Source organism: Glutamicibacter sp. FBE19, from assembly GCF_015524875.1.
GTDB lineage: Bacteria > Actinomycetota > Actinomycetes > Actinomycetales > Micrococcaceae > Glutamicibacter > Glutamicibacter halophytocola.
The window spans coordinates 82670-95611 of record NZ_JACKQN010000011.1; the positions used below are offsets into that span (position 1 = coordinate 82670).

The 12942-nt window shown below is 58.6% G+C and carries 10 protein-coding genes, 4 tRNA genes and 1 riboswitch; of the genes, 6 read left to right on the forward strand and 8 right to left on the reverse strand.

All coding sequences use genetic code 11. The features are described 5' to 3' along the window. Positions 1-108: 108 nt before the first annotated feature. Together H6F58_RS15610 and H6F58_RS15615 are read right to left on the reverse strand one after the other, a co-directional pair. A tRNA-Met gene (locus tag H6F58_RS15610) sits at positions 109-182 on the reverse strand. 47 nt (positions 183-229) lie between these two features. Next, a tRNA-Thr gene (locus tag H6F58_RS15615) sits at positions 230-301 on the reverse strand. A 522-nt stretch (positions 302-823) separates the two neighbouring features. On the opposite strand from H6F58_RS15615, the gene H6F58_RS15620 reads away from it, so the two are divergent. Both H6F58_RS15620 and thiC read left to right on the forward strand, forming a co-directional pair. Next, positions 824-895, forward strand: a tRNA-Thr gene (locus H6F58_RS15620). A gap of 175 nt (positions 896-1070) precedes the next feature. Next, positions 1071-1180: riboswitch (TPP riboswitch) on the forward strand. Continuing rightward, positions 1176-2918, forward strand: a complete 1743-nt coding sequence (gene thiC, locus H6F58_RS15625; RefSeq protein WP_060702265.1) for a phosphomethylpyrimidine synthase ThiC — start codon at positions 1176-1178, stop codon at positions 2916-2918. (Overlaps the previous riboswitch by 5 nt.) 115 nt (positions 2919-3033) lie before the next feature. Here thiC and H6F58_RS15630 read toward each other — a convergent pair whose 3' ends face one another. Beyond that, positions 3034-4947 carry a DEAD/DEAH box helicase gene (locus H6F58_RS15630; RefSeq protein WP_195182139.1) on the reverse strand — a complete coding sequence of 638 codons (1914 nt, stop codon included), beginning with the start codon at positions 4945-4947 and terminating at the stop codon, positions 3034-3036. Positions 4948-5254: 307 nt separating this feature from the next. Between H6F58_RS15630 and H6F58_RS15635 the strand changes: the two genes are divergently transcribed. Next, positions 5255-5671 carry a hypothetical protein gene (locus H6F58_RS15635; RefSeq protein ID WP_146275769.1) on the forward strand — a complete coding sequence of 139 codons (417 nt, stop codon included), beginning with the start codon at positions 5255-5257 and terminating at the stop codon, positions 5669-5671. Positions 5672-5752: 81 nt separating this feature from the next. On the opposite strand, the gene H6F58_RS15640 is transcribed toward H6F58_RS15635, so the two are convergent. Then, the gene (locus tag H6F58_RS15640) at positions 5753-6910 is read right to left on the reverse strand and encodes a cystathionine gamma-synthase (RefSeq protein ID WP_195182115.1); all 1158 of its coding nucleotides are present in this window, start codon (positions 6908-6910) and stop codon (positions 5753-5755) included. A gap of 25 nt (positions 6911-6935) precedes the next feature. Next, positions 6936-8300 (reverse strand): cystathionine beta-synthase, encoded by a 1365-nt coding sequence (locus H6F58_RS15645; protein ID WP_146275771.1) that lies wholly within the window; start codon positions 8298-8300, stop codon positions 6936-6938. 138 nt (positions 8301-8438) lie between these two features. Here H6F58_RS15645 and H6F58_RS15650 point away from each other — a divergent pair, with 138 nt between their 5' ends. Then, positions 8439-9401 (forward strand): hypothetical protein, encoded by a 963-nt coding sequence (locus H6F58_RS15650; RefSeq protein WP_146275773.1) that lies wholly within the window; start codon positions 8439-8441, stop codon positions 9399-9401. A gap of 22 nt (positions 9402-9423) precedes the next feature. Here H6F58_RS15650 and trxA read toward each other — a convergent pair whose 3' ends face one another. Next, positions 9424-9798 (reverse strand): thioredoxin, encoded by a 375-nt coding sequence (gene trxA, locus H6F58_RS15655; RefSeq protein ID WP_060702270.1) that lies wholly within the window; start codon positions 9796-9798, stop codon positions 9424-9426. Between the two features lie 136 nt (positions 9799-9934). Then, positions 9935-10016: transfer RNA gene (locus H6F58_RS15660), tRNA-Tyr, on the reverse strand. 181 nt (positions 10017-10197) lie between these two features. On the opposite strand from H6F58_RS15660, the gene H6F58_RS15665 reads away from it, so the two are divergent. Further along, positions 10198-10686: a YajQ family cyclic di-GMP-binding protein gene (locus tag H6F58_RS15665; protein ID WP_060702271.1), complete on the forward strand. Its 489-nt coding sequence runs from the start codon at positions 10198-10200 to the stop codon at positions 10684-10686. 89 nt (positions 10687-10775) lie between these two features. On the opposite strand, the gene htpX is transcribed toward H6F58_RS15665, so the two are convergent. Beyond that, positions 10776-11654 (reverse strand): zinc metalloprotease HtpX, encoded by an 879-nt coding sequence (gene htpX / locus H6F58_RS15670; RefSeq protein WP_060702286.1) that lies wholly within the window; start codon positions 11652-11654, stop codon positions 10776-10778. A gap of 261 nt (positions 11655-11915) precedes the next feature. On the opposite strand from htpX, the gene rarD reads away from it, so the two are divergent. Then, entirely contained in the window at positions 11916-12854 is a 939-nt protein-coding gene (gene rarD / locus H6F58_RS15675) for an EamA family transporter RarD (RefSeq protein WP_146275775.1), read from the forward strand. Positions 12855-12942: the final 88 nt, after the last annotated feature.

Consider the following 12942-nt stretch of genomic DNA (forward strand, 5'->3'; position numbering starts at 1 on the left):
GAGCAAGGCCTCCGAGCGAAAGATTGTTGCGCTCGGAGGCCTTGTTCGCTACCGATATTTTCAGAAACGAAAAAGCCCCGAAATCCGGGGATTTCGGGGCAAAATCTGTAGCGGCGCCGGGACTCGATCCCGGGACCTCACGATTATGAGTCGTGCGCTCTAACCAGCTGAGCTACGCCGCCACAAGTGAGAAGCAATCCAGTAGAAGCCAAGAAAGCTTCTCACTCAGAGCCCCCTGCCGGAATCGATCCGGCGACCTCGTTCTTACCAAGAACGCGCTCTACCACTGAGCTAAGGGGGCAACGAGTAAATACTCTACACGGATTCCCGCACAAACAAAAATCGGCGCTCAACCCTCTAATTCGATACCGCTCAGGCGAATAACTACTAGTCAGAATTGATTATTGGCAATTTTGGCACTTGCGCGGCACAACCAGTGGCACAAAAGTGCTTTGGTGACGATGCTCACTGAGGGGAATTTGGTGATCAGCCTGCAATTATGCGCACCTTTGCAACACTTCTAATTTTCATGGCAAGCAAGCCCAGTACCCGTCGAACGCAGCAGGAATGTTGCAAGGGCTCCGGATACGAATAGGCGAGTCCCAAGAACTCCCCAAATGCGGCCAGAAGAACCAGATTTCATCGATGCTCCATGTGGCGCCAATAGACTTTTTCCCTGATCGGATACTGGCGCCCGGAAAACTTCTGCAGGCAGTGACCCGCCGTCCGCATTCCGGACTTGAGTAGTACGCTTGTGACCTCAGCTACAAATTCATTCAGGATTTTGCAAACGTCAGAAACCTGTGTAGAGTATTTACTCGTTGCCCCCTTAGCTCAGTGGTAGAGCGCGTTCTTGGTAAGAACGAGGTCGCCGGATCGATTCCGGCAGGGGGCTCGAAATAAGAGAGACAATCTGATTGCAGATTGTCTCTCTTTTCGTTTACCCAGAACTTTTATTCTGGACCGAATATGGCCAGGATTTCATCCTCGCTTCGCACAAAACATTTCGCTGGCCGATCGTCACCGTGTGGCCCATTTGCCTCCGATAGAAATTTTCGTGCTAGTGTCATCTGCGACCACACGGGAGCCCCATGGCAAGGGCTGAGATCGGACTGCAGCTGTCCGCGACCGTTGAACCTGTCCGGGTAATGCCGGCGAAGGAAGTGAGTTTCTCAATGGAACAATTTGAACAGCATTCCGCCCACTCTCTCGCGTTCCGCGAAGCCGATGGGATTTCAGTTCCGGTTACGCAGATCCAGCTTGCGGACTCCCCTAATGGCCAGCCCAACGAGCCGGTGGTTGTGTATCGCACCAGCGGTCCGGGAAGTGAACCAACGCAGGGACTGAAGCCGTTTCGGGAATCCTGGATTCTTGAGCGTGGAGACGTGCAGCGCTATGCGGGACGCGAGCGGAACCTGCATGACGATGGGCGTTCAGCGGTCCGCCGCGGTACTGCCAGCGATGAGTGGGCTGGACGTTCCGCTCCGCCGCTCAAGGCCGTAGACGGGGCAGCAGTGACTCAAATGCACTACGCTCGTGCGGGAGTCATCACCCCGGAAATGCGCTATGTAGCATTGCGCGAAGAATGCGATGTAGAGCTGGTGCGCAGCGAGCTTGCCGCCGGACGAGCGATCATCCCCTCGAATATCAACCATCCTGAATCCGAACCGATGATCATCGGCAAGGCGTTTCTCGTAAAGATCAATGCGAATATCGGCAATTCAGCAGTGACCAGCTCCATCGCCGAAGAAGTCTCCAAATTGCAGTGGGCCACCAAATGGGGTGCAGACACTGTCATGGACCTTTCGACCGGCGATGACATCCACACCACCCGCGAATGGATCATTCGAAATTCGCCGGTCCCCATCGGCACCGTGCCGATCTACCAGGCCCTGGAAAAGGTCAATGGCGAAGCGAACGCACTGACCTGGGAAATTTTCCGGGACACCGTTATTGAGCAATGCGAGCAGGGCGTGGACTATATGACCATCCATGCCGGCGTGCTCTTGCGCTATGTCCCGCTGACAGCCAACCGCGTCACCGGGATCGTTTCGCGCGGCGGATCCATCATGGCCGGATGGTGTCTGGCTCATCACCAGGAGAATTTCCTCTACACGCACTTTGACGAGTTGTGTGAAATCTTTGCGCAGTACGACGTGGCCTTCTCATTGGGCGACGGGCTGCGCCCGGGATCCATTGCCGACGCCAATGATGCGGCCCAATTCGCTGAACTTGATACCCTTGCCGAATTGACCAAGCGCGCGTGGAAGTACGATGTTCAGGTAATGGTGGAAGGACCGGGGCACATCCCGTTCCACATGGTCCGCGAGAACGTGGAACGCCAACAGGAACTGTGCGACGGCGCGCCCTTCTATACGCTAGGCCCGTTGGTCACCGATGTCGCACCCGGCTACGATCACATCACCAGCGCCATTGGCGCCACCGAAATCGCCCGCTATGGCACCGCCATGCTCTGCTATGTCACACCCAAGGAACATCTGGGATTGCCTAATCGCGATGACGTGAAAACCGGTGTGATTACCTACAAGATTGCAGCGCATGCCGCAGATCTGGCCAAGGGGCATCCTGGGGCCACCGCCCGCGATGATGCACTGAGCAAGGCGCGCTTCGAGTTCCGCTGGAACGACCAGTTCTCCCTGAGCTTGGACCCGGTCACAGCGCAGGAATTCCATGATGAGACGTTGCCTGCGGAACCTGCCAAGACAGCCCACTTCTGCTCGATGTGCGGCCCGAAGTTCTGCTCCATGCGCATCTCCCAGGACATTCGCGACGAGTACGGCTCAGCGGAAGCGCAAGCTGCGTTGGCCGGCATGGCGCAGAAGAGCCGGGAGTTCGTAGAAAGCGGCGGAAAAGTCTATCTCGGCGATGAGATTCCGGTAGGCAGTACCGCCCCGTAGAGCTGGTGCTGCGGCCCCTGTTGTTCTGGAAACGATGATGCCCCTGGATCAAGCCTTTCGGCTTGATCCAGGGGCATTATGCTGTGCTAGCTAATAAGCTGCAGCGAGTGCTGGCTTAGTAGTCGCGACGTCCACCGCTGCGACCCGAATCGCTGAAGCGATCCTTGCCGCCACGGCCACCGAAGCGCTTTTCGCCGCCACCACGACGGTCATTGAAGCCGCCGCCGCGTCCACCACGGAATCCACCACGGTCGCCACCGCCGCGTCCACCACGGAATCCACCGCGGTCGCCTTCGTCATCGCCACGTGGCTTGCGGCCGGAATCCAGCTCCATGCTGATCAGCTCGCCGCCAATGCGGGTCTTGGACAGTGCACGCCACTGGTCCTTGCTCAGCTCTGCTGGCAACTCAACCAAGGTGTGGTCCGAACGGATCTCAATGCCACCGATTTCGGAGGAGTTGAAGCCGCCTTCGTTAGCCAAAGCGCCAACGATCGAGCCTGGCTGCACGCGGTTGCGGCGGCCGATGGCCAAACGGTACATGGCGTTGCCTTCGGCAGCGGTCTTGCGGGCACGTGGGCCGCGCTCTCCGCGATCGCCACGGTCGCCACGCTCTGGGCGATCGCGATCCATGCGGGCCTTCTTCGAAGCAGGAATCACCGGTTCGGTCATCAACAGCGGGCGTCCACCCTGGGCCATTAAGGCCAGAGCGGCAGCGATTTCCAGCTGATCGAGATCTTCGTGATCAGCAGCGAACTTCTCGACGATTTCGCGGAAGGTGGTCAGATCCTGGCCGCTGATGGTCTTGTCGATGCGATCGGTGAACTTCTGGATGCGGCGGTCGTTGACCGAGTCCAGGGAAGGCAGCTGCATCTGGGTCACCGGCTGGCGGGTAGCCTTTTCGATGGCACGCAGCAAGTACTTCTCGCGCGGGGTCATGAACAGGATCGCGTCGCCTGAGCGGCCGGCACGGCCGGTACGGCCAATGCGGTGCACGTAGGACTCGGTGTCATGCGGGATGTCGAAGTTGATGACGTGGGAGATGCGCTCCACGTCCAAACCACGAGCTGCAACGTCGGTAGCAACCAGGATATCGATCTTGCCCGAGCGCAGGTTCTCAACGGTGCGCTCACGCTGCTGCTGAGGGATGTCGCCGTTGATGGCTGCAGCGGTGAAGCCGCGGGCCTTCAGCTTGTCAGCCAAGTCCTCGGTAGCCATCTTGGTGCGAACGAAGGTGATGACACCGTCGAATTCCTCGGATTCGAGGATGCGGGTCATGGCGTCCAGCTTGTGGGCACCCATGACCTGCAGGTAACGCTGGGTGATGTTGGTGCCGGTGGACTGCTTGGACTTCACGGCAACTTCCTGCGGGTTGCGCAGGTATTCCGAAGCGATACGGCGGATGGTGCGTGGCATGGTTGCCGAGAACAGGGCAACCTGCTTGTCCTCAGGGGTGGCTTCCAAGATCTTGTCGACCTCTTCGGCGAAGCCCATGCGCAGCATTTCGTCGGCCTCATCCAGTACGACGTACTGCAGGTTCGACAGGTCCAGGGAACCCTTGTTGATGTGGTCGATAACGCGACCCGGGGTACCGACGACTACCTGTGCTCCACGGCGCAGGCCGTTGAGCTGCGGGCCGTATGGCGAGCCACCGTACACTGGCAGAACGGTGAAGTTCGGCAGGTACTTGGCGTAGGAAGTGAAGGCTTCGGCGACCTGGAGGGCCAGCTCGCGGGTTGGAGCCAGAACCAGGATCTGCGGGGTCTTGGCTGGACCATTGGTGTCAGCCAGTTCTGCCATGCGGGACAGGGCAGGAAGTGCGAAAGCAGCGGTCTTACCGGTACCGGTCTGAGCCAGGCCGACAACGTCGCGGCCTTCGAGAAGCAGTGGAATGGTTGCTGCCTGAATTGGCGATGGCTTTTCGTAGCCAAGGTCGGCAAGCGAGGCAAGCACGCGGGCATCCAGACCAAGTTCGGAGAAGAGCACGGTTGGCTCTTCTGGGGTCTGGTTGTCGTCAGTGTTTACGGGCATGTCAGAAGACACGAAGAATTACCTCATTCGTTGGGGATGGGCCTTGGCCGTCCCCAAAGAAACGACGTATAGGCTGCACAGTCAGATACAAGTCACGCTCACCAAGCGCTCCCCTATGACATAAAGACCCGCACACACTTTGCGGAAAATACAACACGAGAAGGCTCCGGCCTCAAAAATTGGGCTGGATGCGAGAGGGATACCCTGATGTTCGCGAACACTTAACACTAACGTGTAACCCCTGTAATTGTCAGTGCTCAGCCCGTGTGAGATCGGGCACCGCGACAAAGCACGTAGTGTTATAGGTGTGAAAAATCCTCTATTGGCGCGACGCCCGGACGAGCCCGTCCCCGGTGGCCTGCTCATCGCCCAGGTGCTCTGGTTCCTTGCCGGAGTGCTGTTCCTTGGCTTTGGAGGCTTCCTGATTTATGAGCACAGCGACACGGCATCGCTGAACTTTGGCGCCGTTGCCTTGGCCTTGTTTTTTGCCGTGGCAGGCTGTGCCTGCGCAGTGCTCGGATACCGGCTATTCATCGGCGAGCGCTCTGCCCGCGCCAATTTGACCTGGCTCGGCGTGATCACGGCCCTGCCGCTGCTTCTGCGTTTCGGACGCTATTCCCTGCTCGCTGCCATCATCATGTTCAGCGTGGCCTTGATGTGGACGCCCAGCAGCAATCGCTACTTCAAGATTGTCTCGCCCAAGCCGGCAAAAACCCGACGGTAGCGCCAGCCACCTCACCGCGGAAACGATCAAGGACGCGGGGATCAGTTCTGAACTGAACCCCGCGTCCTTGATTTGTGCAGCCTAGAGGTTGGTGAAGGCCTTATCCAGGTCTTCGATGAGATCCGCTGGATCCTCGATGCCCACCGACAGGCGCAGCAGGTTCACTGGTACTGCCAGCTCGGTGCCCTTGACCGAAGCGTGCGTCATTTCCGATGGGTAGTTCATCAGCGACTCGATGCCGCCCAAGGACTCAGCCAGGGTGAACAACCTGGTGCTTTCGGCAATCTTGCGGGCCGCTGCTTCGCCGCCCTTGAACTGAACCGACACCATGCCGCCAAAGCCGCTCATCTGCTTCTTGGCAATCTCGTGGCCCGGGTGGTCCTCGAAGCCCGGGTACAGGACGCGCTCAACTTCGCTGCGCTCGCGCAGCCACTGGGCAACCTGTGCGGCGTTCTCCGAGTGGGCGCGCATGCGCACACCCAGGGTCTTCAGGCCGCGTGTGGTCAGGAAGGCATCCATGGGTCCGGAGACGGCGCCGACGGCGAACTGGATGAATCCGATCTTTTCTGCCAGTGCGGCGTCCTTGACGATGACTGCACCGCCGACAACATCGGAGTGCCCGCCGATGTACTTGGTGGTTGAATGCACCACGATGTCCGCACCCAAGGTCAGCGGCTGCTGCAGGAAGGGGCTGGCGAAGGTGTTGTCAACTACCAGCAAGGCACCGGCAGCATGGGCCACTTCGGCGACCTTGGCGATGTCGGTGATGGTCATCATCGGATTCGATGGGGTCTCTACCCACACCATCTTGGCCTTGTTCTTTTCAATGGCGGCAGCCAAAGCCGCTTCATCGGCCATATTCACCGGCGTATTGCCGATGCCCCAGTCACCGAGCACGCGGTCGATGAGCCGGAAGGTTCCGCCGTAGGCGTCGTTGCCAAGAACGATGTGGTCACCCGGGCGCAAGATGGCGCGGATCAGCGAGTCTTCCGCGGCCAGTCCCGAGCTGAAGGAGAAGGCATGCGTGCCAAACTCGGCGCCAGCCAGCTGTGCCTGCAAGGCGTCACGGGTCGGGTTGCCGCCACGGCCATATTCGTAGCCGCTGCGCAGGTTGCCAATGCCGTCCTGTGCGTAGGTCGAAGAGAAATGCAGTGGCGGCACGACGGCACCGGTGCGCGGCTCGAATTCCTGTCCGGCGTGGACAAAGCGAGTGTTGGAGCCCTGAATGTTTTCGGTCATCGATATCAGTCCTTTAGTGAATTCTTTAGCGGGTCGAGTAGGCCAGCAGGTCCGCTGCGGTGGCGGCGGCAATAACTTCGCCGGCCTTGGTCACCAGTACGGCCGGGTGGGCCTTGAGCAGTTCCTGGGCATTGTCGAGGGTGTCGGCCACACCGATCAGCGGCATGGGCAGGCTGCCCAGTTCCTTGATGGTGCTCGTGCCCTCGGCCCCCGAAAGCAATGCTTCGGTCAGGGTGCCAGCACCAATGACCCCGCGTACCTCGCCGATACGGGCAGGCAAGGCAGCGGCCGAGACGACCAGCGCGTCGGCGCCCTGTGCGCGCAAGGCCATGGCAGCTTCAAGCAGCGTGGCATCTTCGCTAATAGTCTCTGGGCCCTGCTTGGATAGTGCCGAGCCGATGAAGTCCAAGGCGGAGTAGTCATCGGTGGTGAAGCCCTGCTGCAGCATCCAGCTGTCGTTGAAGATCTTGGCGAGGTAGCCGCGTCCACCATCCGGTGCGATCACGACAACAACATCATCTTCGCCCAGATGACGGGCTGCGCGCAGGGCGGCGACGACTGCCATGCCCGAAGACCCGCCAAGCAGCAGCCCTTCTTCTTTCGCCAATCGACGAGTCATCTCGAAAGCTTCAGCATCGGTGACTGCCTCGACTTCGTCGGGCACCGATGGGTCGTAGTTCCCCGGCCACATGTCTTCGCCAACGCCCTCGACAAAGTAGGGGCGTCCGGTTCCGCCTGAATAGACCGAGCCGTCCGGGTCGGCTGCGATGATCTTGACTGGGCCTGAAGCGCGGTCGGCCGAAATCTGCTTCAGGTAGCGCCCGGTGCCGGTAATGGTGCCGCCGGTTCCGGCGCTGATCACCGCGTGGGTGACTTTTCCATCGGTGTCATTCCAAATTTCTGGACCAGTGGTTTCAAAGTGGCTGTCTGGTGCACCTGGGTTGGAGAACTGGTCTGGCTTGTATGCGCCCTCGATTTCGGTCACCAGCCGGTCAGAGACACCGTAGTAGGACTCTGGTGAATCTGGTGCGACGGCGGTCGGGGTGACCACAACTTGGGCTCCGTAGGCGCGCAGCACGTCGCGCTTTTCTTCACCAACTTTGTCGGGGGTGACAAAGATTGTCTTGTAGCCCTTGAGCTGGCCCACCATGGCCAAGCCAACACCGGTGTTGCCACTGGTTGGTTCCACAATGGTTCCACCTGGCTTGAGCTGGCCGCGCTCTTCAGCGCGTTCAACCATCTTCAACGCAATGCGGTCTTTGATGGAGCCGCCTGGGTTCAAGTATTCAAGTTTGACCAATACCGTGGCTTTGACGCCATCGGTAACGCGGTTGAGCTTCACCAGCGGGGTATTGCCGATCAGATCTAAAACTGTGGACGCATACTTCATGTCAAGAACTTTACCGGCGCCTGTCATACATGTCGTTCCGAAACGTAGCGAAACGTCATGCAGTGGACGCGATCTTTTCATCAGTGCTATCGGCCCATGGTTGTTTTCCTGTCTGGGTCACGCTATATGATGCGAAATATGCAGAAATCTTGGAGCGCCAGCTTCTCCCCCGGACGGCCAGTGTCCCTGGTCAAGTCCCTGGGAATACTGCGTCGCGGCCAAGGCGACCCAACGATCCGGATTTCTGAAACCGAAGCCTGGCTGGCATTTTCCACGCCCGAAGGCCCAGCGACCCTGCACATTTCCAAGCCACTGCGCCTGGGGCCGGCCGAGTTCCGTGCTTGGGGGCCCGGTGGCGAATGGGCAGTTCATAGTGCACCAAACCTGCTCGGCGCCGGGGACGACTGGAGCGAGTTTGACGACCTGCTCCACAGGGGACTTTTTCCAGAAATTGTCGTCCGCTCGCGATCCGAGCACCCGGATCTTGTGCTGCCCGCGACCGGCAGGATCTTCGAGCATGCCATCGGGGCCATTCTGGAACAGCGAGTCACCGGAATTGAAGCGAACTACGCTTGGCGTTGGCTTATCAGGCATCATGGGCAACCAGCGCCTGGCCCGGTCCCGGTCGGCTTGAGAATTTTTCCCTCGGCGCAGGAGCTTGCTCCGCTTCGCCGCTGGGATTGGCAGGTTGCCCGTGTTGAAGGCAAGCGTGCTGAGGCCATCCGGAATTTTGTTCAGGCATCCGGTGCCCTGAATTGGTGGGCCGACAAGCCCTTGGATCAGCCAAAGCCGACGGCGAAGGCGCCGGGAACACTTGAATCGGCTCTAGGATCAGTGTCTGGAATTGGGCCGTGGACGATTGCCGAAACGCTGCAGCGTTCCCATGGCTCAACCGACCACATATCCGTGGGAGATTTCCATTTGGCCGATTTCGTGGGACAAGTCCTGACCGGACGTCGAATCAATGATCAGCAGATGCTGGAGCTCATGGCTCCCTTTGCCCCGCACCGGCAGCGGGTCGTCCGGCTTTTGGGGCTTTCCGGCGAGAGAAAACAAAGCTTCGGGCCCCGCTACGCTCCGCTGGATCACCGGCAGAGGTAGGGCCCGAAGCCGACAAACAGTCTTAAGAGTTGGCCTGGGCGGCTTCCTCAGCGATCTGCTTGTGTACTTCACTCATATCAATGCCCTTGACCGCGGTCACCAAATCTTCAAGCTGCGGCTGGTTCAACGCACCGGCCTGCGAGAAAACGAGAACCTGCTCGCGGAACGCCATGATGGTAGGAATCGAGGTCACGTTGGCTGCACGTGCCAGTCCCTGCTCGGCTTCGGTATCCACCTTGGCAAAAACAACATCGGTGAACTTTTCCGAGGTCTGATCATAAACCGGGGCGAACTGCTTGCACGGTCCACACCAATCAGCCCAGAAGTCCACGAGGACGATGTCGTTGTCTTCAATCAACTTCGCGAAGTCATCTTCGCTTACATTTCTAGTTGCCATGCCTATACGGTAGCCGAATTTCAGATGAAATACGTAGAAAGGTGATCTTCATTGAGAGCGGGAATAGATCCGGATCACAATGAAACTTTATCGGGGAAGCAAAAAACTCCCGGATCAAGGATCCGGGAGTTATTTGTGGCAGATACTGGATTCGAACCAGTGAAGGCGTTGCCAGCTGATTTACAGTCAGCCCCCTTTGGCCACTCGGGTAATCTGCCGAGATTGCTCTTTCAAGAACATTTGTTCTTGTCGGAACGAGAAATAACTCTACAGGAGATTTTCGGCGAAGTGAAATCGAGGGGGCTATTTTCCCTGTAAGCCTGATCACAGCCCGATTTCAGGGCATAAAACCGGTAGGCTATGTAGCGAATAAGACCCGTTACAGCTAGGAGCATTCACATGGCTAGTGATTCCACATTCGACGTCGTCAGCAAGGTAGACAGCCAGGAAGTCGCTAACGCGATGAACCAGGCCCAGAAGGAAATTGCCCAGCGCTACGACTTCAAGGGCGTCGGCGCCGAGGTTGATTTCAGCGGCGAGAAGATCTTGATGAAGGCCAACTCGGAAGAGCGCGTCAATGCGGTCCTCGACGTTTTCCAGACCAAGCTGGTCAAGCGCGGCATCTCGCTGAAGTCCTTGGACGCTGGAGAGCCTTACGCTTCCGGCAAGGAATACCGCATCGAGGCCAGCATCAAGGAAGGCATCGCACAGGATGTCGCCAAGAAGATCAACAAGTTGATCCGCGATGAAGCTCCCAAGGGCGTCAAGTCCACCATCCAGGGCGATGAGCTGCGCGTCTCCTCCAAGTCCCGCGATGACCTGCAGGCCACCATGGCCCTGCTGCGCGACTTCGAAGAAGCAGACTTGCAGTTCGTGAACTTCCGCTAGGAACAGCACCGGCACCCTGTGTGCCAACAACATTGGAGGCGGCTTCCCACCCCAGTGGGAAGCCGCCTCCAATGTTGTTTTAAGGGCTCCTAGTACCCGCGTCCACCAGCCATGGCCTCGAGACGGGCAATGCGCTGATCCATTGGCGGGTGCGTGGAGAACATCTGCTTCAGGCGCGAACCGAAGGGATTGGCGATCATCAGGTGGGAGCTGTTAACCAGCTTCTGGTCGCCGGCAGCCAATGGCGCCTGGGAAATGCCCGATTCGAGCTTGCGCAACGCGCTGGCCAGGGCCAGCGGATCATTGGTCAGCTTGGCGCCATCCTCGTCTGCGTCGTACTCACGGGTGCGGCTCACGGCCATCTGGATGATGGAAGCGGCCAATGGAGCCAACAGGGACAAGGCGATCAGCGCAATCGGATTGACGTTGCGGTTCTCGTTGCTTCCGCCACCGCCGAAGAACATCAGGAACTGGGCGATGGAGGTGATGACACCCGCGACGGCGGCAGCTACCGAGGAGGTGAGGATATCGCGGTTATACACGTGCATCAGCTCATGGCCCAGCACCCCGCGCAATTCGCGTTCGTTGAGCAATTGCAAAATTCCCTCGGTGCAGCACACCGCGGCGTTTTGCGGATTGCGACCGGTGGCAAAGGCGTTGGGCGAGGAAGTCGGCGAAATGTACAAGCGCGGCATTGGTTGCTGGGCATTCATCGACAGCTCCCGCACAATGCGGTACATCATCGGGTTCTCGGCTTCGCTCACCGGATAGGCGTGCATGGAGCGCAAAGCGAGCTTGTCGCTATTCCAGTAGCCATAAGCCGTGGTTCCCAGGCCGATCAGCGCGAAAACCCAAATGAACATCGACCGGCCGGTTCCGGCAGAAATGAGCGAACCGATAGCCAAGAGCAGGGCGAACATTCCGCCAAGCAGCAATGCTGTTTTCAGTCCGTTGTTATGTCCATGCAACTTGACGCACTCCCCTAAATGACAAAGACCAAGATGGTACTTCCTAGTCTAGTCAACGGATGGATGGCACGGTCAGTTCCAGCAATTGCAGCTTCCGCCCAGGAGTGTGAGGCACCGCACCAGCTTCGAAACCCGGGTTTCGCTCAGCGGGGAATATTGCTGTGCCTGCGGCGTTGTAGATTATTAGTTGCAAGGTGCAATTTTTTGTCGCCGCACTCCGACTGCTCCTGAATCACATTAGCTCGAAAGCGTACATCCTGAATGTCATCAAGCACCACCGCTCCCGTCCGCTCTGAACACAGCTATGGTCTGATCCAAGGCACATCTGCCTATCTCATTTGGGGCTTGCTGCCGGTCTACTTCCTGTTGCTTCCGCAAATCTCTGCCGTTGAGTTCGTCGCAGTACGAGTTCTCTTTTCATTGATCTTCTGCATCATACTGCTCGCGGCCACGTCGCAGATCCGCCAGTTTGCAGCGATGTTCCGCGATACCAAAACCATGGGCCAGCTGGCCTTGGCCAGCATCTTGATCGCCGCCAACTGGGTGCTCTACGCGTTCGCGGTATTGACAGGACACGTCCTAGAAGCATCACTGGGCTACTTCATCAACCCGATTGTCGCGATCCTGCTTGGCGTGCTGGTGCTCAAGGAGAAGCTGCGCCCGCTGCAGTGGGCCGCGGTTGCCCTGGCCACCGTCGCCGTGATTGTCCTGACCGTGGGCTTGGGACGGGTACCATGGATTTCCCTGGGTCTGGCGTTCTCCTTCGGCTTCTATGGACTGGTCAAAAACAAGGTGGGATCCAAGGGCAGCGCCCTTGGCGCGCTGACCATCGAAACCCTGTGGCTGACCCCGTTGGCCATCATCTTCGTGATCTGGCTGTCCCAGACTTCCGGCTCGACCCTGCTGAACAGCAACTGGGCCGGAATCCTGCTGCTGGCCTCGAGCGGAATCATCACTGCTGTCCCGCTCTTGCTGTTTGGCGGTGCTGCCCGCCGCCTGCCGTTGAGCACGGTGGGTTCCCTGCAGTTCATCGCTCCCCTGCTCCAGTTCATTCTTGGTGTCCTGGTCTTCGGAGAACACATGCCCTTCGAACGCTGGATGGGCTTCGTCCTGGTGTGGATTGCGGTGATCTTCGTCCTGGTCGATATGCTTCGTGCCCCCAAGGCAGGGCGCCTGCCAGAACCCAAGAAGATCGGCTAGCTGCCGCAAGCACTGGGGCGGTTAACAAATAATGCTCCGGTTTCTCCTGCAGGTGCGGGAGAAACCGGAGCATTATTTATTGTGCCCT

What these genes read in the sequence shown, in the direction of transcription:
- thiC (WP_060702265.1), top strand. Translation starts at nt 1,176, where the DNA reads ATGGAACAATTTGAACAGCATTCCGCCCACTCTCTCGCGTTCCGCGAA.
- H6F58_RS15630 (WP_195182139.1), bottom strand. Translation starts at nt 4,947, where the DNA reads ATGCCCGTAAACACTGACGACAACCAGACCCCAGAAGAGCCAACCGTG.
- H6F58_RS15640 (WP_195182115.1), bottom strand. Translation starts at nt 6,910, where the DNA reads ATGACCGAAAACATTCAGGGCTCCAACACTCGCTTTGTCCACGCCGGA.
- H6F58_RS15645 (WP_146275771.1), bottom strand. Translation starts at nt 8,300, where the DNA reads ATGAAGTATGCGTCCACAGTTTTAGATCTGATCGGCAATACCCCGCTG.
- H6F58_RS15650 (WP_146275773.1), top strand. Translation starts at nt 8,439, where the DNA reads ATGCAGAAATCTTGGAGCGCCAGCTTCTCCCCCGGACGGCCAGTGTCC.
- trxA (WP_060702270.1), bottom strand. Translation starts at nt 9,798, where the DNA reads ATGGCAACTAGAAATGTAAGCGAAGATGACTTCGCGAAGTTGATTGAA.
- H6F58_RS15665 (WP_060702271.1), top strand. Translation starts at nt 10,198, where the DNA reads ATGGCTAGTGATTCCACATTCGACGTCGTCAGCAAGGTAGACAGCCAG.
- rarD (WP_146275775.1), top strand. Translation starts at nt 11,916, where the DNA reads ATGTCATCAAGCACCACCGCTCCCGTCCGCTCTGAACACAGCTATGGT.